Below are 21297 nucleotides of genomic sequence, written 5' to 3'. Positions count from 1 at the left end.
TTGTGGTATAATCTGAAGTATTGCATATAAAGGTTTGTGATGCGTTGTTTTAACTTCTAGGAGGATCCTCATGTCCATAAAAAATAAGATACCAATTGTGTTTACATCTATTGTTCTTATAATCTTAATTACATTTAGTGCTACTCATTATATTCGATGGGAATCTAAAGTAATTGAAGAGTACGAAACAGAAATTGAAATCATTAGCAATAAGATTGCCGACCAAATACAATATTCAAAGGAAGCTTCATTATTTATTGAAGATATTATTGGGCGAGAATTACGCACGGCTTCGGTTGCGATATCGAAATCTTTACCATCAACTTATGAGGAAATTGATAATGATACATTATCTGCTCTTGCTGATGAATTGATGGTCTCTCATATCACGCTGTTTGCAAAAACAGAGGATGATATAGTTGGCGTAAGGTCCACTGATCACCATCAAATTGGTCTTTCTACAAACGAATGGGGATATTGGCACAAAGCTTTTCAACAATTAATGGCGAAAGAAGATGTTACTGTTGAAGAGGGAATGACTTTATCAAACTATTGGACAGGCCCTATTGAAATTGCTTCATCAAACCCTGAACATACAGATAAGTGGGGGTATTATTATGATGGGACAACTGATTATTTAATCAATCCTTATTTCAGAGATGAAAAAATTCATGATTTTGAACAAGCCTTTGGTCCAGAACGAGCCATTGACCGTTTGCTTGATACGTACCCAGGTTTACTTGAATTAACTGTATTTAATCCCAAAAATTTCGGGATGGTTGAAGAGGCGATTAGTTTAAACGGAAATACGTATGTTCGACTTTCAGAACAGCCGATATGGTACGGAAAATATAATATTCATAACGTTGATAAAGACCGAGACCACATTATGAACGCCATTAAAACAGGAATGTCGACTTCTTACCGAGAAATCCTTCAAGAGACCGAGGTTATAAAAACGTTTGTTCCTGTACTGGCTGAGGATAACTCGAGGTATGTTGTAGGAATTTCATATGACTATGACTATATTGATGCTCAATTGAAAGAAGAGTTAAATGACCATATTTTAATGTCTCTTTTGTTTATCTTTTTAGTTGTCGGGATATCTTTTTCGGTATCACGTTCCTTATCAAAACCGATATCTGATATAGCAGAGACCGTGAATGAAATTGCTAAGGGGAATTTTTTAAAGCAAGTAACTGTAAGCCGGAAAGATGAGCTTGGTGGATTAGCAAAAGATGTTAATCAATTGAGTAAAAGTTTAAAAAAATATACAGAAGACTTAGAAGAAAGTAAAGGAATTATTCACTATCAAGCATACCATGACCCATTAACTAGCCTTCCTAATCGACGATTTGTCAAAGAACGCCTAGACATCCTTGAGCAAGTATATGAGGAGAAAGGCTTGCCATTTGCTCTTTTGTTTATAGATTTGGATCGTTTTAAACATGTGAACGATTCGCTTGGCCATGCAAAAGGTGATGAACTAATTTCTTTAATGGCAAAAAGGATTCTTAAATGTTTTTCGAATGAGAATGAATTGGTCGCTAGGCAAGGCGGAGATGAATTTATTGTACTAATTGATAATGCGTCAACCGAAATAGTCGAGGAGAAAGTTACTAGGTTACTAGAGAAATTACAAGTTCCTGTTTTCCTTGATGACCATGAGATATACATTAAAGCAAGTATTGGGATATCAATGTATCCAAATCATACAAAGGATGTAAATCTATTAGTCTCCTATGCTGATTTAGCGATGTATGAATCAAAATCGCAGGGTGGGAATAAATACACGTTCTATCATCAAAAGATAAAAGACATTACAGACGAGCGTCTACTAATTGAAGCAAGGTTGAGAAAAGCAATCGTAAATGATTCCATTGATGTCTACTATCAACCTAAAGTGGATGGGTATACAAATCGAATCATTGGTGCCGAGGCATTAGTTCGTTGGAATGACGAAGTCCTAGGCTTTGTTTCGCCCGTCAATTTTATTCCTGTTGCTGAAGAAGTCGGTCTGATTGACCCAATTTGGGAAATCGTGATGAGAAAAGCATGTAAGCAAGTCGTTCAATGGAATAAACTGGTCAAAGAACCAATGACTGTAGCTGTGAACTTTTCATCCAATCAATTTTCTGAACCTGCGAAGATGGTTCAACGGGTAAAAGAAATTTTAACTGAATATGACGTAAAGCCAGAATGGTTCCATATTGAAATTACGGAATCAATTCTCCTTTACAATACAAACACAACAATAAAGGCTTTGGCTGAACTTAAAGAATATGGTATTCAAATTTCAGTAGATGACTTTGGGACAGGATATTCATCACTCAGTTATTTGAAGTCATTTCCAATTAATACATTAAAAATTGATAAGTCCTTTATTCAAGATATTGACCAAAATCATCAAAATACTGAAATTGCTGAGGCCATCATTAATTTAGCGAAAACACTGCAGCTTGATATTATTGCAGAAGGGGTAGAAACCTCTTATCAAAAAGACTTTTTAATTGAGCATCGATGCACAGAAATGCAAGGATTTTATTTTAGTAAGCCCATCCCTGCAAAACAATTTCAGGACAATTTAAATCAATTAGTATCTTAAGGGGTGTGATAAAAGGTTGTACTGAACCTTTTGTCACACCCTTTATTGTAAAAAGAAAACCCTAGGCTAGGCCTAGGGTTCCGGAAAGCTTATAGCGAGGTATTAAAAAAACTCATCCGCGGTGCTAAAATATATTTGGTTCGCCAACCAATATAATAGCTTACGGAGGAGTTTTTTATGTCTAAAGACAGTAACAGTTTAGCACATACGAAATGGAATTGTAAGTATCACATCGTGTTCGCACCGAAGTATAGAAGACAAGCGATATACGGTAAATTAAAGAGAGATATAGGAGAAATATTGAGGAAATTGTGCGAAAGGAAAGGAGTAGAAATAATAGAGGCAACAGCATGTAAAGACCACATACATATGTTAGTAAGTATACCGCCAAAGATAAGTGTGTCGGCGTTTGTCGGGTATTTAAAGGGGAAGAGTAGCTTAATGATATTTGATCGGCATGCAAATTTAAAATATCGATATGGAAATCGAAAATTTTGGTGTACTGGGTTTTATGTGGATACAGTTGGAAGAAATAAGAAGGTAATAGAAGAATATATACGAAACCAAATACAAGATGATATAGTCGCAGAACAGTTGAGTTTATTAGAATATGTAGACCCATTTACGGGGGAAGAAGTGAAAAAGAAGAGAAAAAAAGTATAAGGACGGGGAGAGGCCTTTGAGGTCTGGCCAGTAGAAGTAGTACACATGGCGAACCGTTCAGTAGCCCTTTAGGGTTTGGTCAGTAACAAAGGCTTCCAGCCGTAGAGCAAACCACCCGTTCTCACGGGTGGTTTTGATTTCTGCGTGTTCCAACAGTGTAACAGTCCTGAAATAAGACAACGCAAAAAAATCTACTAAATATACCCAGTTGTTTGTTATAATGAAATAACAGAGTTTCATGACGAATTGCTGAAACCAATGGTTTGAGATAAACGTATACATACATATCCGAAATGGTTAAAGAAAAGGAAGTGTAAAATGAGTATTCTACAACGATTTAAAACGGTAATGAGTAGTAATCTTAATGCACTACTTGAGAAGCATAAAAATCCTGTAAAAGCGATTGACCAATATTATCGTGATTTTACTCGGGAATTAGCGACGATTAAGTCTGAACTGGCTACCGTAGTCATGGAAGAACAACGAGCGAACAGAGCACTGCTAGAGTGTCAATCAGACATCACTAAGATGCATCGTTATGCAGAGAAGGCACTAGCTAATGAAAATGAAGAGCAAGCTCGTTTCTTTTTAGAAAAAAAAGTTCAATTGCTTGCCCAAGAAAAGTCGCTCCAACAAAAATATGATATGACAAAAGAAGCAGCTGAAAAAGTAAGGCAAATGGAAGAAAAGAGAATGAGTGATTTACAGGAGTTGGAAATTCGACGCACTGCGCTAAAAGAAAAAGCAAACCTAGCAAATTCTTCTGCTAGCATAAATGAAATAGATAGCAAGTTAAAAGACATAGAAAACGAGGTGGACAGGAGTATGTATGAAGCAGAAGCTCTAGCTGAATTACAAAAGGACCCTTTTGATTTTAAGGAGGGAGAACCGACCCTTCATTCAAGCAATTCAACACCTTCTGCTGAAGAAGAATTACAAAAACTAAAGAAACAACTAAATCAAAAATAATCTAATCAATTTCTGATGTAAGAAAAAGAGGTGAACATTGTGATTATTCATTATAAATGTCCTAGTTGTGGAGATGATATGGCTTTTGACAGTCAATCTGGCAAACTAACCTGTCATAGCTGTGGACATCAAGATAATATTCAAGACTTAAATGAAGACTTCATTACGAGTACATTTGAAGATAACGAGGCTAAGGAATACCATTGTGATAATTGTGGTGCATCTGTTATTACAGAAGTCCATACATCTGCGACTTCTTGTAGTTTTTGTGGGGCCGGCGTAGTTTTAGCAGATAGAGTTTCTGGAAACTTAGCTCCTGATAAGGTCATTCCGTTTTCAATTAATAAAGAAGAAGCAGAATTAGCTTTTAGAAAATGGTGTAAAAATGGATTATTGACTCCTAAAGGTTTCATGAGTGGTAACCGCATTAAGGAAATGACAGGTATATATGTTCCTTTTTGGATGTATGATTTACATAGTAGAGCAAAAGTAACCGCTGTTGGGACGAAGGTTCGTACTTATACAAGAGGAGATTATATTTATACAGAAACAAAATATTATGATATTTATCGTGACATTGACCTTAATTACCTCAAAGTTCCTGTCGATGCCTCTGAAAAATTAAATGATGACTTAATGGATAAGTTAGAGCCTTATCAATACAATGATTTAAAGGATTTTAGGACTCCTTACTTAGCTGGATACCTGGCAGAAAAGTATAACTTTACGGATACAGAATTATTTTCAAGAGTGAAATCTAAAATTCAGAGGTTTATCGATTCGTATATAGGTTCTACCATTTCGGGATATGCAACGGTCTCATACCGAAATAAACAAATCAATACAAATAAAAAAAGAAGTTATTATGTTCTCCTTCCTGTATGGATGGTTTATTACGACTTTAATAAGCAAGAGCACACATTTGCGATGAATGGTCAAACTGGAAAAGTGGTTGGAAAACCTCCAATCAGCAAAGCGAAAGTAGCTGCTTGGTTTTCAGGAGTTGCTGGGTCTACATTCATAGCTTTAAAACTTGTCTCTTACTTCATGGGAGGCGGATTCTGGTGAGAAAAGCTACTAGTTTGATAGCATTTATTTTGATACTGTTTTTTGCGTTTTATAGTAGTGCTCAAGCTGAAACGTCCCAGAGGATATATGATTATGCCAACCTTTTAAGTGATACGGAAGAAGAGGCACTTGAAAAATTAGCGCAGGATTATTCAATGAAACATGAGACTGACTTTGTCTTTCTTACGACGAATGATACTAAAGGGCAAGATATCGAATACTATAGCAGTGAATTTGTTGAGTCTTCTAACATAGGGTATGGTGAGGAACAAAGCGTTGCGATGTTAACGATTGATATGGGCTATCGCGAGATTTATGTTATTGGTTTTGGAAAGGCAGAAAGCTATTTAGATGGCTATCGTATCGATGAATTAATTGATAGTGTGTTAGTTCACGTTGCAGTTGAGGACTACTCGATCGCATTTGAATCATTTATTAAACAGTATGAAAATTATTTTGAAATGGAACCCCCTGTACATAATGATAATGTATACAGTGGAACCCCAACGGGAAATCAGTCTGATAATATCTTGTTTGAACTCTGGTTCCAAGTCATTGTGTCAGTTCTTGTTGGAGGAATCGTGGTTGGGATTATGTTATTTAACACGGGTGGAAAAGTAACGATTAACGGAAAAACGTATATGGATGTTACCAACTCAAGGGTACTTCAACAAAGAGATACTTTTGTTCGTAAATCAGTTACGAAACGAAGAAAGCCTAGTAATAATAATAACGGACCTACATCAGGCGGTGGCCGAGGTGGCATGACAAGCGGGGGCCGTTCGTATAGTGGTGGTCGAGGTAGATTTTAAGTGATGGAAATCTGAGTATAATGACCGGAGAAAGGAATGGATATTAATATGTCATTTTTTAGAGGACAATTAGCAAATGTGGTGGAGTGGGAAGAATTTCGTGATGATATGATTTTTTGGAAGTGGGATAATCGCGAAGTAAAAAAAGGAAGTAAGCTTATCCTTCAATCAGGACAAGATGCGATTTTTATTAACAGTGGAAAGATAGAAGGAATTTTCACTGAGGCCGGCGACTATAACATTGAGTCCGAAATCATTCCTTTTTTATCTACATTAAAAGGATTTAGATTTGGTTTTAATTCAGGAATGCGTGTTGAAGTATTATTTGTAAACACTAAAACGTTTATCGTGAAGTGGGGAACCCGAAATGCGATTAATATTCCGTCTCCAGCACTTCCTGGTGGGATACCTATTCGAGCAAATGGAACGTTTAGTTTCAAAGTGAAGGATTATATCGCTCTTATTGATAACGTTGCAGGTATCAAAAAAAGCTATGTTGTGAATGATGTGAAATTACGAATCACATCGATTCTAGATGGGTTACTGATGAAGTGGATTACAAGAGAAGGAAAAGACATGTTTAACTTACAAGCGAATTCACTTGAAATTTCAAGGGGTATAAAAGAAGACCTTGATATGGAAATCATGAAAAATGGGTTAAATATCACTGATTTTACGATTAACAGCTTTACGTATCCAAAAGAAATACAAGATATGATAACGGAAGTTGCTTCTCAAGGAATGATTGGTAACCTTAATAAGTATAAAGATGTTGTATTAACAGACGCATTGGCCGAGTCTATGAAGACTGGAAAAGGCAATCACGCTGGGGGCACAGCAAGTGAAATGGCTAACTTAGTTATGGGAGTCAATGTAGGTAGTCATATGGTTCAAAATATGAACCTAAATCCACAACAACAACAACAGCAGATGAATCAATATAATAATCCACAACAAGGATATTACCAACCGAATCAAGGACAGCAACATCCAAATCAAGGACAACACCAACAGCCGCCACAATATGTGGCACCACCACAGCAAGAGCAGGTTCAACAACCTACACCACCACCACCTTCAAATGAACAAAAGCCAAACTTTTGTCCTAATTGTGGAACAAAAACAGGAGGCACTAATTTTTGTGGAAATTGCGGTCATAAGTTAGTCCCATAATAAAAGATAGGAGTACAGTAAGGTGAAAAATGCCTTTGTACTCCTTTTGCTTTGGAGTAAAAGTGGAAATAACCGAATTTTCTAGCAGGTTATGTTACACTTAAATATAGAAGGAACTTGAGTCAAATTTATATTAAAGGAGTTTGTTTTATGGAAATGTCTCACATTAAAGATGTTGCAGAAAAAGTAAAACAGAATATTCAACGTGTCATGATAGGAAAAGAAGATACAATTGATCAGATCTTGGTAGCTTTAATTTCTTCTGGACACGTGTTATTGGAAGATGTCCCAGGGATGGGAAAGACACTTTTAGCAAAGTCCATGGCAAAGTCGTTAGATTGCTCATTTAAGCGAATTCAGTTTACTCCAGATTTGCTACCGACAGATGTAAGCGGAATCAATTTTTATAATCAAAAAAAAGGGGAGTTTGAGTTCAGAGCTGGACCGATTTTTGCCAATATTGTATTAGCTGATGAAATTAATCGAGCGACACCGCGAACCCAATCGAGCCTATTAGAAAGTATGGAAGAAAAACAAGTAACAATCGATGGAGAAACGAGATTACTAGACCGACCATTTATGGTCATTGCGACACAAAATCCTGTAGAAAATCAGGGAACATTTCCGTTACCTGAAGCTCAGTTAGATCGTTTTTTATTAAAAGTAAAACTCGGATACCCAACGAAAGCTGAAGGACTTGAAATATTAAAACGATTTAAAGAAAATAATCCTATTGAAGACATTAAACCCGTTGCGACAAGCGATATGATTATTCAAGCTCAAAATATATATTCGAAAGTTCACGTCAGTGATGACATACTCGGTTACATACTCGATATTGTAGAAAAAACAAGAAGTCATTCGTCTATCCAGTTAGGTGTGAGTCCTCGTGGAAGTCAAGCATTATTGAAAGCTGTCCAAGTGTATGCTTTACTGCAAGGTAGAGACTATGTCATTCCTGATGACGTAAAACAAATGAGTAAACCGGTTTTAGCTCATAGAATTGTTCTAGCACAATCGATGCGTCTTAAAGAAAACCAAGCTGAACACATCATTGATAGTATCCTAAACGAAATGACTGTTCCGACAGAAGAACAGTTACAAAGGTAGAATGATGGGGATTCATTGGTTAATTATTCTCTCATTTGTTATTGTGGTAGCCCAAAGCTATGCTTTCGCCAAATGGGGGTTATCACGACTACAATACTCTAGGTACTTTACCCATAGTGTCGTTTCTCAAGGCGATGAAATTGAAATGGTTGAAGAAATTGCTAATAAAAAGCCATTACCTCTGCCATGGTTAAGATTAGAATCTCGGATCGATTCTAGTTTGCAGTTTCATAAACAAGATAACCTTGATGTTGTTAATGACCATTTTCATCGGAGTTTATTTAGTTTGCTACCATATCAAAAAATAAAGAGAAGACATAAAGTCGTTTGTGCGAGAAGAGGTCAATACCAATTGCAGTCCGTTTCTTTTACACTTGGAGATTTATTTGGTTTGGATGAATCATATAAAACAGTTTCTACTGATGCTTCTATACTAGTGACACCTCAACTGATTGATATGGAAGACATACCTTTTCCATCTCACTCTTGGCAGGGCGATATCCTTGTTCGAAGATGGATTGTTGAAGATCCTTTTGTTCACGCAGGTGTCAGACAATATTCTTATGGTGATCCATTGCAATCGATAAACTGGAACGCTACGGCTAGGGTAGGCTCTTTGCAAGTGAATAAAAAAGATACTACGGCTGACCCAAACTTGCTAGTATATGTAAGCTTTGATTTATCTGATGATTTATGGATTCCTATCACAGATGACCGTTTAATTGAAAAGGGCATATCCTATGCAGCGACGATTGCACATTATGCCATTTCAAACGGAATTAATACTGGGTTTGGTTGTAATTCATACCTACTAGAACCAGGAGAAAAAGCCGAAAAAGTTCCTTCCTCTATTCGCATTGAATCTGGTTCAGGTAAAGGCCATTTTACGTATTTATTAGAAAGTATGGCTAAGCTAAAGATGGTAAAGAGTATGAGTTTTAATCACTTTCTTAAAGAAGATATTGACAATAAACTTACAAACAGTGATATCGTCATTCTTGCCGCTTTTGTTAGTGACAAAACAAAAGAGCATATCGCTGATCTTGAGAAACTTGGAAACACGGTAACGGTTGTCAATCTCAAAGATGACGACGAATTAAAGGCTGGTGAAAATCATGTGGGATAAAATAAAATTTGTTGGAACTAAATGGTTGCAAGGGCTGACAGAGTTCTTTCTCCTTTTCCCAATATTGTTGTTACTCTCACATTTTATTGTACCACCAACACAATTATTTCTTTGGGTTAGTAGCTTACCAATTGCCTTTTTAATAGGGTTATTATTGAAGCGTGTTCTTGGAGACCAAAAGCGATGGGTGTTTATCATCATTGTTTATCTTGTCAGTCTTGCTCTTACTTTAGCATTCTTTGCGTCACCACTTCCGATTATATTTTCGATAGTGATTACTGCATTTTTCTTGTACAGAGGTGTACTATATGCCAATGAGGCATGGTGGAATCTCTTACCAGTAAGTAAAATATGGGCTGGTATCGGGATAAATTTAGTCTGTTACTTTATTTTTAGACTAACAGAATCACTTTCGATATATGTAACGTTCGTGACATGGGTTATTTTTGTTTCTTTATCGCTTGCTTTCTTTATATCCAATTCAAGACATGTCAGAGGAGCAACATTAGCAGATCAGCAAAGAGTAGCGATTAATAAAGTGCTAAAATGGCAAAATCGGATATTTGTGATCATCTTTATTTCTATACTTGTCCTTATTACAAATTTAGGATGGATTAGAGCAGCATACTGGTATGTTGTCACGAAAGTTGGACAGTTTATTTCTTGGTTAACTGGATTACTTGAACAGCCTGAAAGTGGTGGCGGCACATCATTAGAAGAAATGGTTGACGAAGGCTTACCTCCAGCAAAAGAAACATCGTGGTTGATGGAACTCATCCAAAATATCTTATACTACATTATGTTCACCGTAACGGTGCTATTTTTAGCTTTTGTACTCTATCATTTTATTAAACAGCTATACAGAGCTATGAACGCATTGGTGAGGAAGATATATCGTTTCTTTACTCAACTTACATCAAAAGAGGAAAATGAAGATGAAGAGTACTCCTATATTGATGAAAAAGAATCACTTTTTAATGTAAAAGATGTCGGAAGTGAATATACACGTAAAATGAAGGATTGGTTAGCTACCATCGTTGAAAGGGAACCAAAGTGGCATGAGTTAAAAAATGTCGATAAAGTTCGTTACCTATTCCGAAAACTACTAGTTGCTGAACGGAAACTGGGGTTCGAAGTGAAATCTAGTCAAACGGCACGTGAAATGTTACAGGAACTTCAAAAAACTAGAACAGACGAAGAAATGGCAGAACTAGTGACTTTGTATGAGCAAGCCCGTTATGGTGACCAATCTATTGACGAAGAAAAAATAGTAATTCTAAAATCTTATGTTGAGAAGAAAAGCTAATAGGAGTGGAAATATATACTATGCTTCTTAACATAAGAAAAACTACTTAATTTTCTAGTTCTTTGGTATGATTGTACTATATACCAATAGAAAATGGTGAAGGAAAATGGGCACTCTACGAATACATCCAAGTCAAGCATTACCTATCATTATTTGCTATATTTCTAGTTATTATGTATGGCTTGTGGCCTTTGCTGAAAATGAAAAATGGTTATTATTTGGAGCCAATACATTTCAAGTTTTAGCACCTTTATTGGCAGCTCTCTTCCTTGTTCATCCCATTATAAAATCAACAGGTTTGCAACTAGTATATTGGGTATTGCTATTGATGAGCTGCCTTTCATATTTTTTAGGGCAAGCTTTTTGGAATTTTTATGAATTAGTTATTGGAGTATATACACCGTTTCCCGGGTGGGCTGATGTTTTTTACCTTTTAAAGGGAGTTTTCTTATTATTAGCTTTACTGTTGCAACTAAAGTTACATTTTAGTAAAGTTGACACCATTTATAATTTATTAGGGATCGTTAGTATCATCACTATCATTTTGTTTTTTAGTCTAGAGTATATTATTAGACCAATGTTAGTTGGTGCAAATTCATGGGTAGAGATTTTTTTCTTTTTTGTCTATCCGCTCTTTGATATAGCTGTTCTATTTATGGTACTAGCAATTAATTTTTATACTACCATTACTAAACAAGTGAAGATTTTTTTACTAGGCATATTTGTTTTTACGGTTAGTCATGTGTTATATACTTTGTTATTGATTAGTGGCTTTTATAAAACAGGTAGTTTTATTGATCCTCTTTTTTCATTAGGATTGCTATTAGTTGGTGCCTCAGGATTTTACGACCAACGTATACAAAAACCCCCCCCTAAAAAAAGTCCACTTGTTCAAAGGTTATTTTACCCAGTAGTACTTGGGGTTTTCTTAATTATCTGGCTAATCGTTCATAATGTAACACGGAGCACTATTGATTTTGTTGATATCGGTATTTTTATAGTACTCGTGCTTCTTTCGATACGAATTATCCTTTCTAGGATTGAGAATGAAAAGTTATTAAACAATAAATTGGAAGAACTAGCACTAGCAAGAGAGCTTCAAGAAAAAACATTGCCTTTGCCCATTGATGACCTTTTTATTTCAATTTCATCTTATTATAAACCTTCTGAAGAGTTGTCAGGTGACTTATATACTTGGTACAAGATAGATGAACAACAATATGGTGTCCTTATTTTAGATGTCATGGGTCATGGAGTTTCTTCTTCTTTAGTTAGTATGTCCATTAAATCCCTTACACAGGGGGTAATTACGAGAGTAAAAGACCCGTATCTAGTCATGAAGGAATTATCTAGACATATGCTTCAAATGTTTAGCACAAATGAAAATTCTTACTATTTTACGGCAGTCTATCTTTTAATTGATATAGAAACTAAAACCATTACCTATGTTAACGCAGGTCATCCAACTCTTCTATGGAAAGAAGAAGATGAGACTGTAGTTCAACTACCATCGACATGCCCCCCAATTGGTATTATTGAAAATTCCCTCATTGTATCTGATGTTATTAGGTTTAAGAAAAAGGGGAGGTTAATGTTATATACGGATGGATTTCTTGAAAGAATTCAAGGCACACCAAAACAACAAATTGCTTACTTGGGGGAAATCCTCCAGAAATCTCATAAACAGGATATCGAAGAGTATAAAGAATCACTATTATCAACCTATGATTCTAGGGTTAATGAAGATGATAGTTGTTTAGTGATAGTAGATATAAAAAAATAACAGAATATGTAAGACTGTAAATGTTAGAATATTAGAGGGCATTGAACAATCTCATGTTCAATGCCCTCTTTGCGTGTATTATTATAGAATTTGTTCTTTGGCTACTTTGCCAACAATTTTTAGGACGTCTGTTCGACTTAGTTTCTCTTTTCCTTTTTCAATCGCTTCTAGCGTACCGTTCGCTAATGCTAAAGGAATTTTGCAGAAGTTGTAGATAGGACCAGGGTTAATACATTCAAGATAACGATTCCCCATGTTTAAATTTCGTCTTGCATACGAAAACATGTCCTTAAACTCCCAGCCGTTCGGGAAGAAATCAACGCCTCCACGCTGAAGGTCTTCATCGCGATTTCGGATAATATTAACAGCTTGTAGACCTCGTCCAAATGCGATGGCTAGCTCTTGGTCCGTTTCAACGTTATCGTACCAAGCCCATAATTCTGATAGTAACTCTCCAACAAGACCAGCCACATAATATGTATATTCGTCTAAATCTTCTTCACTATGCACTTCAAATCCTTTATCTACCCAATCCGCCATTCCTTTAGCCATAATCGACGTATAATGCAGAACGTTCGGTTCCACTGCTTTAGGACAAACCTTTATCCAGTCATTTAAGCACAACGATACTTCAGGAAGTATATTGCTATATGGTTGTAATAACGCATTCAGTTTTTCTTCGTGAGCTGGTTGTGTTAAAACATTACTGATTTTTGTAAGTAAGTCAATTTTATTATCAGAAGGAAGTCCAGGGTGGTCTTCTATTTCATCTATCGCTCTCATGCATAAATATGCTGAAGTAACTGCTTCTTTTAATTCGGAAGGAAGTCCAGTTATTGGAATATAAAATGTACGGCTTGTGGCTTTTAGCATATCATTTGCTGCTTTTTTTAATTTTTTTGTTTCTTTCATTGGTTCTCCACCCTTCATTTGCAAGTTCATATCATAACTATAACATAGGATGTCATAAAATTTCTTGTATAAGCAGTCAATTTACGGACAATTCAATTATTGTATTGAATTGTAGCTTTGTTTTTCTATTATACCGAGGAAAAATACTGAATTCAAATGGAAGAGAAATTTCTGAAGGAGTTAAATTTAAAAATTTTCGTTGAGGTTAGAACAAAAGATTGCTACTATGAAGCCACTGAAAAAGTTAAAAGCCTAACTTTTTCAGCGACCTCGATAATAACCTAACCTTATACACATTATTATAGTCATAATTCCTTATAGAGTAGCATATGATTTTTGGACAAGTTGTTTTGTAGGGGGGAATCTGATGAGTTATGCAATTATCGGTTTGATTTTATTTATTTTATTTATGGTAGGGTTACTGGTCCTTAAAGTAACTAAGGCCATGTTCCGGTTAGCATTTATTGTACTGCTTGTAGTAGTAGTGATTATTGCCATTCAACAATTCATATGATAGTTATATTCCGCGAATCATTGTTTCTTGAACTTCTTGTAAGCGTTGTTTTACTTTTACTAACACAGGTCGTTCTTGGAATTCTACCTTTTCAAGGAGATCCTCTGCTTCAGCCTGCAACTCTTGAAGTTGGTGTTGAGCATATGCAAAGTCAGAAGGGTCATTCTCCCTAACAATCTTTACTTCTGCTAGTTCATTTAAAGCCTGATCAATCGTTTGTTCAGCTTTGTTTATAAATATTGTTATTTCATTGGTATTCATCTTATCCATTCCTCCTTATTGAACATGCACTGCTTATTTGAAGTGTTTACCATTCCGAAAAAACCATACAGTAGAGTATTATTGTTTTCACGTTTAAAAAAATGAATACAGGGAAATTTAAACAATGTTGTATATCCTCTAGTACTGTATAGAAATACTAGAATTGAAATGGAATTGTGTGAAAGGAGAAATGACTAATGACAGACAAGGATTTAAGGGTAAAAAGTATCGACATTAGTGAGGGTGAACATCGGGCCCCAAACCGTGCAATGTTACGTGCGGTAGGGTTTGAAGATAGTGACTTTCAAAAACCTATGATTGGAATAGCCAGTACATGGAGTGAAGTAACACCGTGTAATGTGCATATTGATAAGCTTGCGATTAATGCAAAAAAAGGAGCAAAAGAGGGTGGAGGCGCACCTCTTATTTTCAACACGATTACGGTTTCAGACGGGATTTCAATGGGACATGAAGGTATGAGGTATTCCTTACCTAGTCGAGAAGTCATCGCGGATTCAATTGAAACGGTATGTGGTGCAGAGCGGTTAGATGGATTAGTAGCGATTGGCGGCTGTGACAAAAATATGCCTGGTTGTATGATAGCGATTGGACGAATGAACATCCCAGCTATATTTACATATGGAGGAAGCATTGCCCCAGGAAAATCAAAGGATGGCAAAGACTTAGATATTGTTTCTGTCTTTGAAGCTGTTGGACAATACAACTCAGGTAAAATTGACAAAGAAGAGCTAAAGCATATTGAGTGTAATGCTTGTCCAGGTGCTGGATCTTGTGGTGGAATGTATACTGCCAATACAATGGCATCGGCTATCGAAGCGATGGGAATGAGTCTACCAGGAAGTGCGTCAAACCCTGCCGAAACAGAAGATAAGCTAAAAGACTGTGAAAAAGCTGGACAAGCTGTCGTTGAATTGATGCGAAAAGGAATTGTTCCTAAGGATATTATGACGAAAAAAGCTTTTGAAAATGCGATTACAGTCGTTATGGCGTTAGGTGGATCAACCAATGCATTTTTGCACTTATTAGCCATCGCTCATTCCGTTGATGTTGATTTATCATTGGATGATTTTGACCGTATCCGTAAAAAGGTTCCTCATATCGCTGATTTAAAACCTAGTGGACGTTATGTCATGAATGACCTTCATCACGTAGGTGGCGTATCAGCAGTAATGAAACAATTACTTGAAGCAAGTCTCTTGCACGGAGATTGTTTGACGGTAACTGGGAAAACGCTTGCTGAAAATTTAGCAGAGGTTTCGCCTCTTAAAGAAGGTCAAGACATTATTAGACCAATGGATAATCCTTTAAAAGAATCTGGTCCTCTGTTTGTCTTGCGTGGAAACTTGGCCCCAGAAGGTGCTGTCGCAAAAATGTCTGGTTTAAAAATCAAAAAAATAACCGGACCAGCCAAAGTATTTGACTCTGAACCAGAAGCTACTCAAGCCGTTTTGAATAATGATATTAAAGAAGGAGATATAGTCATTATTCGGTATGCGGGACCTAAAGGTGGACCTGGAATGTCAGAGATGCTTTCCATTACAGGGATTATTGTTGGCAAAGGATTAGGTGAGAAGGTCGGCTTAATAACGGATGGACGTTTCTCTGGTGGAACTCATGGATTAGTGGTTGGCCACGTTGCGCCTGAGGCCCAAGTCGGTGGCCCGATTGGTATTGTTAGAAATGGCGATAGTATCACGATTGATAGTGAAACCCAAGAATTAACTGTTCATTTAAGTGATGAGGAAATGGCAGCTCGGATGAAAGAGTGGAAGCAACCCCCTCTTCGTTATGAGAGAGGAGTCTTAAATAAGTATGCTCGACTCGTCTCATCCGCCTCAAAAGGGGCAGTGACAGACTTACAAGAAGAATAACCAAGACAGTGAATCAAGGAAGATATCATTCCCTTGGTTCACTTTTTTGATTTGTACAAAGACGACCGTTGGCTTCGCTCATCGTTTGTCATAAAAAACGGCAAGCGTTTTTTATGATTGTATGTTTAACTAAAAATTTATTGTTTTTAGGATTTTTATTTAGAGGAAAGCATATAGATTATCCATTTTCAAAATAGGTATGATTAGACTGCAATATATTCGTAAAGGGGGTGTATCTTATGATTTCTAACGCAGTTAAATTAAAAATGATAGATATTGTGGGCAAAGAGAATTATCAAGATTCAAAAGTTGACCGACTTGTATACTCGTATGATGCTACACCACTTTATCAATCGTTTCCTGATGCCGTAATAGCCCCAAGGACAACTCAGGAAGTGGCGAACATCGTGAAAATTTGTAATCAAAACCATATCCCTATTGTCCCAAGGGGCTCTGGGACGAATCTTTCAGCGGGAACATGTCCGACTGAAGGAGGACTTGTCCTTTTATTTTCAAATATGAACAAGATTATCGAACTCGACCAAGAAAATGTAACGATAACGGTACAACCCGGGGTTATTACTGGTGAAATGTCTTCGTACGTGGAAGAGAAAGGCTTATTTTATCCACCTGACCCTAGCTCTATGAAAATATCAACCATTGGTGGGAATATAAATGAAAATTCTGGAGGATTGCGAGGACTTAAATATGGAGTAACTCGTGATTATGTGCTTGCGTTAGAAGCAGTTATGGCAAATGGTGATATTGTACGAACGGGAGGAAAGCTTGCAAAGGATGTTGCGGGGTATGATTTAACCCGTTTATTAGTAGGCTCTGAAGGAACACTTGCTATTATTACGGAGGCGACTTTGAAATTAGTACCTAAACCAGAAACGAAACGAACAATGTTAGCATTATACAAAGATTTAGAAGCAGCAGCCAAAACGGTATCAAAAATTTTATCATCTAAAATTATTCCGGCAACTTTGGAGTTTTTAGACAAGGCTACCATTCAAGTGGTTGAAGAGTTTTCTAATATTGGCCTTCCGACAGATGTAGAAGCCATATTACTCATTGAACAAGACGGGAAGATTGATTCGGTACTTGATGATATGTCAGTAATAGAAAGCATTTGTAAACAAGAAGAAGCCGTTTCTGTTCAAATGGCTGAGACTGAAGAAGAAGCAAATGCGTTAGTTACAGCGAGGAGGTCTGCCCTTTCTGCTTTGGCTCGATTGAAGCCAACAACTGTATTAGAGGATGCGACTGTCCCAAGGTCTGAAATTGCTACAATGGTTAGAGCGATTAATGATATAGCCAATAAATATAACCTTAGAATTTGCACTTTTGGGCATGCTGGCGATGGCAACCTTCATCCGACCTGTCCAACGGATGCTAGGGATAAAGAAGAGATACAACGTGTTGAACTAGCATTTGATGAAATTTTTGAAAAGGCGATAGAACTTGGTGGCACCATCACTGGCGAACATGGAGTAGGTGTAATGAAAGCACCATACCTTGAATGGAAGATCGGAAAAGAGGGCATAGCTGTGATGAAAGCTATTAAACTAGCATTAGACCCAAATCAAATTATGAATCCAGGTAAAGTATTTGCTAGAGATAAGAGGAAGCGGGTGGTGGTTTCCAATGAATCATATTCAACAACAGTTTAAGGATAGACTTAGTGAAGATGAATTGCACAATTGCATGAAATGTGGATTTTGTTTGCCTAGCTGTCCTACGTATATCGAATCGGGATATAAAGAATCACATTCACCACGTGGTAGAATTGCGATTATGAAGGCTGTTTCAGAAGGCCTTATAGACGTAGATGAAGATGTCGAGAAATCATTGTCTTTGTGTTTAGGGTGTCGTGCCTGTGAGCCAGTTTGCCCACCTGGTGTCAATTATGGTCAACTGCTAGAGGACGCTCGAGATATTATTACTCAAAATAAAAAGCATTCTCTTTTTGTAAAAGGGTTTCGAAAATTTATTTTTTCATCATTATTTCCGTCACCCTCGCGAATGCGAAACATAGTTGCACTACTAGGAGTTTATCAACGTTGGTTCCAAAAGATATGTAGAAATATTGGTGTCTTAAAGCTCCTACCAACACATCTTCAAATAACAGAAAAGGTATTACCAGCTGTTCCTAGTTTTAAAGAAATGAAAGATGGACCCACATCACTATCACCTCTGGCACCAACTCAGAAGTCCGTTGCTTTTTTTTCTGGATGCTTAATGAATACGATGTTTTTAGCTACGAATAGCTCAACGTTGACGTTATTACAACAAACAGGTTGTGATGTGAACATTCCGAATGAACAAGTTTGCTGTGGAGCCTTACACGCCCATGGTGGTGAAAAAGGAAAAGCAAAAGAACTAGCGAGAAAAAACATCGCTGCTTTTGAAAAGGTACCAGTCGATAGCATCATATCTAATGCTGGAGGATGCGGAGCATTTTTACGAGAGTATGACCATTTATTAAAAGATGATCCAGATTGGAGCAAACGAGCTCATCACTTTGTTCAAAAAATAAACGACATTTCTACACATCTAGTACATTCAAACTATCAAGAAGGCCACCCTTTATCCTTACCTGAACAAACAATTACCTATCAGGATTCTTGTCATTTGCGAAACGTCATGAAAGTATCTGAAGAACCAAGAGCGTTACTTAAGTATATTATAGGAATCGACTATAAAGAAATGAACGGAGCAGGAAGTTGTTGTGGGTCAGCGGGAATTTATAATTTACTAGAACCTAAAATGGCTTCAGACATTCTAGATGCAAAGATGAAGAATGTGAAAGCGGTGAATCCAACCACGATAGTAACGTCTAACCCTGGTTGCTTGCTACAAATGAAAATAGGTATTGAACGTGAGGGACTATCCGAACACATACGTGTAGTTCATTTGGCTGATATATTAGTTGAAGCATCAGTCCATAGTAGTGTTATCAATAAAACAACAGGAAAACAGGAAAGTTTTGTATAATCATATAAAAATATACGACTAATTCAATGTTATTTTTAGTGGAATCACCATATACTTCTTGTTTCTATGACTATAAAATTAGTGTTGCATCAACAAATTTATCTAAATAAAAGAGGTGATTTAGGATAGACTGAAAGCGCTTCCTTTAACTGTAATTGATGATGAAACTCAAAGTAGGAAACTAGGTGCCTTAGAATAGTTTTAAAATACTAATGAAAAAGGTGATATGAGTGAGTAAAAAAGTGCTAATTTTATCTGGTGATGCAGTTGAGGCGTTGGAGATTTTTTATCCGTACTATCGATGTTTAGAAGAAGACATTGAATGTGTCATTGCTTCTCCAACGAAGAAGAAGCTTCAAACCGTAGTTCATGATTTTATCTCAGGGGTTGAAACATACACTGAAAAACCAGGATATTTGCTTGACTCTCATGCATCCATTGACGACATTTCCCCTGAAGAATTTGATGGGTTAATTATTCCTGGGGGTAGAGCTCCAGAATATATTCGAATGAATCCAAAAGTCCAGGAAATTGCAGCACACTTTCTCCTAGAGAATAAGCCAATTGGAGTCATTTGTCATGGTTCACTAGTGTTAACAACGGTTCGTCAATATGTTCAAGGAAGAGAAATGACTGCGTATACCGCTTGCCGACCTGAAGTGGAAGCATCTGGTGCTGTATACATAGAAGATCCACTCTATGTAGATGGAAATATTGTTTCTGGGCATGCTTGGCCAGATCTTCCTGGCTTTATGAAAGCGTTCTTTAAAGTGTTAACAGTGGAAGAAGCTGCATCAGTATAAGGCGATTGAAATAGATGAGTGGCCGGGACAAAAAGATTTTTTTCTTTTGTCACGGCTCCTTTTTACTATTGAAGAAATGAGTGGTAGCGATGATATTATTCCCAAAAGTAGCAACAAAGATTGTGTTAGAAGTACAAAAGTTAATAGATGAAGATATCATCGTTGTTGATACCAACAGCATTATCATTGCTTCTACCCAAAAAGAACGAATAGGTACTTTCCACGAAGGAGCACAAAAGGTATTAAAATCAAAAGAGAAACTATACATTCATGAACAATTGGCACATTCTCTAAAAGGCGTAAAATTAGGAATTAACATGCCTATTTTATTTGAAAGTAATGTAATTGGTGTCATTGGTGTTACAGGTAATCCAAAAGAAGTTGAGCCGTTTGCTGGGCTTATTAGGGGAATGACAGAACTAATTATTAGGGAATCGTATTACGCTGCCCAAATTGATTGGAAAACAAGAGGGTTGGAAGCTTTTTTTTATGAATGGGTGAATGCAACAGAAATTGATTATGATTTTTTAGAAAAAGGAACGTTATTAGGGGTTCCAATGTATCAAACTCATCTATGTTGTTTATTGCAGATTGAATCAGCTGCAGTTGGTGACCCGCAGTGGAGTCAACAGGAGTTATTTGAATACGTCCAACGCTTTTTTTATAATGAACCGTTTTTTATGATTCGCTGGGGACAAGGAGGCATCTTATTATTAGCTAATGTAGAAAATGGGTATAGCAGAACCCAATTTCAATATCAATTAGAACTATTACAATCACATCTCAATAAAATGCAGTGTTCTGTAGCTGTTGGAGTTGGTAAAAATGCGGGAACTGAATTAATTCACCAATCATTTATCGAAGCTAAGAAAGCATTAAAGGTCACAGAAAAACATGGAGGGATTTCTTTTTATGAAGACCTTGTTATTGAAATCATACTTGAAGACATATCAACAGAAGCACGTGCTGAATTTCTAGAGCGTACGATGAAATCATTGGAGGATTATCCTGATTTAATAGAAACACTTCAAGTTTATTTGAAACATAACCAATCCATCAAAAAAACAGCTTCAGCCATGCACCTCCACATCAATACACTCCACTATCGTCTCAAGCAAGTAAAAGAGGTGACAGGGATAGACCCAAAAGAAACAGAAGGAATTGTATTATTTTATATTGCCTTGCTTTTCTCAAATGCGTTGCCAGTTGAAACGCAAACCATTTGTCATGACCAAATAATGATAGGGGATAAACGATAAGGAGACTTTGATACGTATGCCTTTAAAGTCCCCGTCAGTATAGT

At 36.7% G+C, this 21297-nt stretch carries 18 protein-coding genes; 16 read left to right on the top strand and 2 right to left on the bottom strand.

Translation table 11 applies throughout. The annotated features are described in order from the left end of the window. The first annotated feature begins 70 nt into the window (after positions 1-70). From BK585_RS11930 to BK585_RS11885, 10 genes are all read left to right on the top strand, one after another. On the top strand, positions 71-2605 hold the full coding sequence (locus BK585_RS11930; protein WP_078553663.1) for a bifunctional diguanylate cyclase/phosphodiesterase: 2535 nt from the start codon (positions 71-73) through the stop codon (positions 2603-2605). A gap of 177 nt (positions 2606-2782) precedes the next feature. Next, entirely contained in the window at positions 2783-3268 is a 486-nt protein-coding gene (tnpA, locus tag BK585_RS11925; protein WP_078552590.1) for an IS200/IS605 family transposase, read from the top strand. A gap of 318 nt (positions 3269-3586) precedes the next feature. Continuing rightward, positions 3587-4237 carry a PspA/IM30 family protein gene (locus BK585_RS11920; protein WP_078553662.1) on the top strand — a complete coding sequence of 217 codons (651 nt, stop codon included), beginning with the start codon at positions 3587-3589 and terminating at the stop codon, positions 4235-4237. 39 nt (positions 4238-4276) lie between these two features. Beyond that, a complete protein-coding gene (locus tag BK585_RS11915; RefSeq protein WP_078553661.1) occupies positions 4277-5305 on the top strand; it encodes a TFIIB-type zinc ribbon-containing protein in 1029 nt (342 codons plus the stop codon). Beyond that, a complete protein-coding gene (locus tag BK585_RS11910; RefSeq protein WP_170885563.1) occupies positions 5302-6117 on the top strand; it encodes a TPM domain-containing protein in 816 nt (271 codons plus the stop codon). Before BK585_RS11915 ends, BK585_RS11910 begins: the two co-directional genes overlap by 4 nt. A gap of 48 nt (positions 6118-6165) precedes the next feature. Further along, positions 6166-7290: an SPFH domain-containing protein gene (locus BK585_RS11905; protein ID WP_078556778.1), complete on the top strand. Its 1125-nt coding sequence runs from the start codon at positions 6166-6168 to the stop codon at positions 7288-7290. A gap of 150 nt (positions 7291-7440) precedes the next feature. Further along, entirely contained in the window at positions 7441-8400 is a 960-nt protein-coding gene (locus BK585_RS11900) for an AAA family ATPase (protein WP_078553659.1), read from the top strand. Positions 8401-8404: 4 nt separating this feature from the next. Beyond that, positions 8405-9526 carry a DUF58 domain-containing protein gene (locus BK585_RS11895; protein WP_170885562.1) on the top strand — a complete coding sequence of 374 codons (1122 nt, stop codon included), beginning with the start codon at positions 8405-8407 and terminating at the stop codon, positions 9524-9526. Beyond that, the gene (locus BK585_RS11890; RefSeq protein WP_078553657.1) at positions 9516-10832 is read left to right on the top strand and encodes a DUF4129 domain-containing protein; all 1317 of its coding nucleotides are present in this window, start codon (positions 9516-9518) and stop codon (positions 10830-10832) included. Before BK585_RS11895 ends, BK585_RS11890 begins: the two co-directional genes overlap by 11 nt. Before the next feature lie 106 nt (positions 10833-10938). Continuing rightward, on the top strand, positions 10939-12615 hold the full coding sequence (locus tag BK585_RS11885; RefSeq protein ID WP_078553656.1) for a PP2C family protein-serine/threonine phosphatase: 1677 nt from the start codon (positions 10939-10941) through the stop codon (positions 12613-12615). Positions 12616-12696: 81 nt separating this feature from the next. Here the strand turns inward: BK585_RS11885 and BK585_RS11880 are convergent, their stop codons facing one another. Further along, entirely contained in the window at positions 12697-13527 is an 831-nt protein-coding gene (locus tag BK585_RS11880) for a squalene/phytoene synthase family protein (RefSeq protein WP_078553655.1), read from the bottom strand. Between the two features lie 367 nt (positions 13528-13894). Here BK585_RS11880 and BK585_RS24035 point away from each other — a divergent pair, with 367 nt between their 5' ends. Beyond that, complete coding sequence (locus BK585_RS24035) at positions 13895-14041, top strand: hypothetical protein (RefSeq protein WP_170885561.1); 147 nt, start codon at positions 13895-13897, stop codon at positions 14039-14041. A gap of 3 nt (positions 14042-14044) precedes the next feature. Here the strand turns inward: BK585_RS24035 and BK585_RS11875 are convergent, their stop codons facing one another. Next, positions 14045-14302, bottom strand: coding sequence for a DUF2524 family protein (locus tag BK585_RS11875; RefSeq protein ID WP_170885560.1), 258 nt, complete (start codon positions 14300-14302; stop codon positions 14045-14047). Between the two features lie 197 nt (positions 14303-14499). On the opposite strand from BK585_RS11875, the gene ilvD reads away from it, so the two are divergent. The 5 genes from ilvD to BK585_RS11850 all read left to right on the top strand — a co-directional run bounded on the left by ilvD (position 14500) and on the right by BK585_RS11850 (position 21253). After that, positions 14500-16194: a dihydroxy-acid dehydratase gene (ilvD, locus tag BK585_RS11870; protein WP_078553653.1), complete on the top strand. Its 1695-nt coding sequence runs from the start codon at positions 14500-14502 to the stop codon at positions 16192-16194. A gap of 239 nt (positions 16195-16433) precedes the next feature. Then, positions 16434-17867: a glycolate oxidase subunit GlcD gene (gene glcD / locus BK585_RS11865; RefSeq protein ID WP_078553652.1), complete on the top strand. Its 1434-nt coding sequence runs from the start codon at positions 16434-16436 to the stop codon at positions 17865-17867. Continuing rightward, positions 17842-19191 carry a (Fe-S)-binding protein gene (locus BK585_RS11860; protein WP_078553651.1) on the top strand — a complete coding sequence of 450 codons (1350 nt, stop codon included), beginning with the start codon at positions 17842-17844 and terminating at the stop codon, positions 19189-19191. The genes glcD and BK585_RS11860 overlap by 26 nt, the downstream gene beginning before the upstream one ends. Before the next feature lie 230 nt (positions 19192-19421). After that, on the top strand, positions 19422-19994 hold the full coding sequence (locus tag BK585_RS11855; protein ID WP_078553650.1) for a DJ-1/PfpI family protein: 573 nt from the start codon (positions 19422-19424) through the stop codon (positions 19992-19994). Positions 19995-20083: 89 nt separating this feature from the next. Continuing rightward, on the top strand, positions 20084-21253 hold the full coding sequence (locus BK585_RS11850; RefSeq protein WP_078553649.1) for a CdaR family transcriptional regulator: 1170 nt from the start codon (positions 20084-20086) through the stop codon (positions 21251-21253). Positions 21254-21297 lie beyond the last annotated feature (44 nt).

This window comes from Bacillus alkalicellulosilyticus, from assembly GCF_002019795.1.
GTDB classification, from domain to species: Bacteria; Bacillota; Bacilli; order Bacillales; family Bacillaceae_F; genus Bacillus_AO; species Bacillus_AO alkalicellulosilyticum.
Note: the sequence above shows the minus strand (reverse complement) of the source record. Positions and strands in the feature narration are given on the sequence as shown.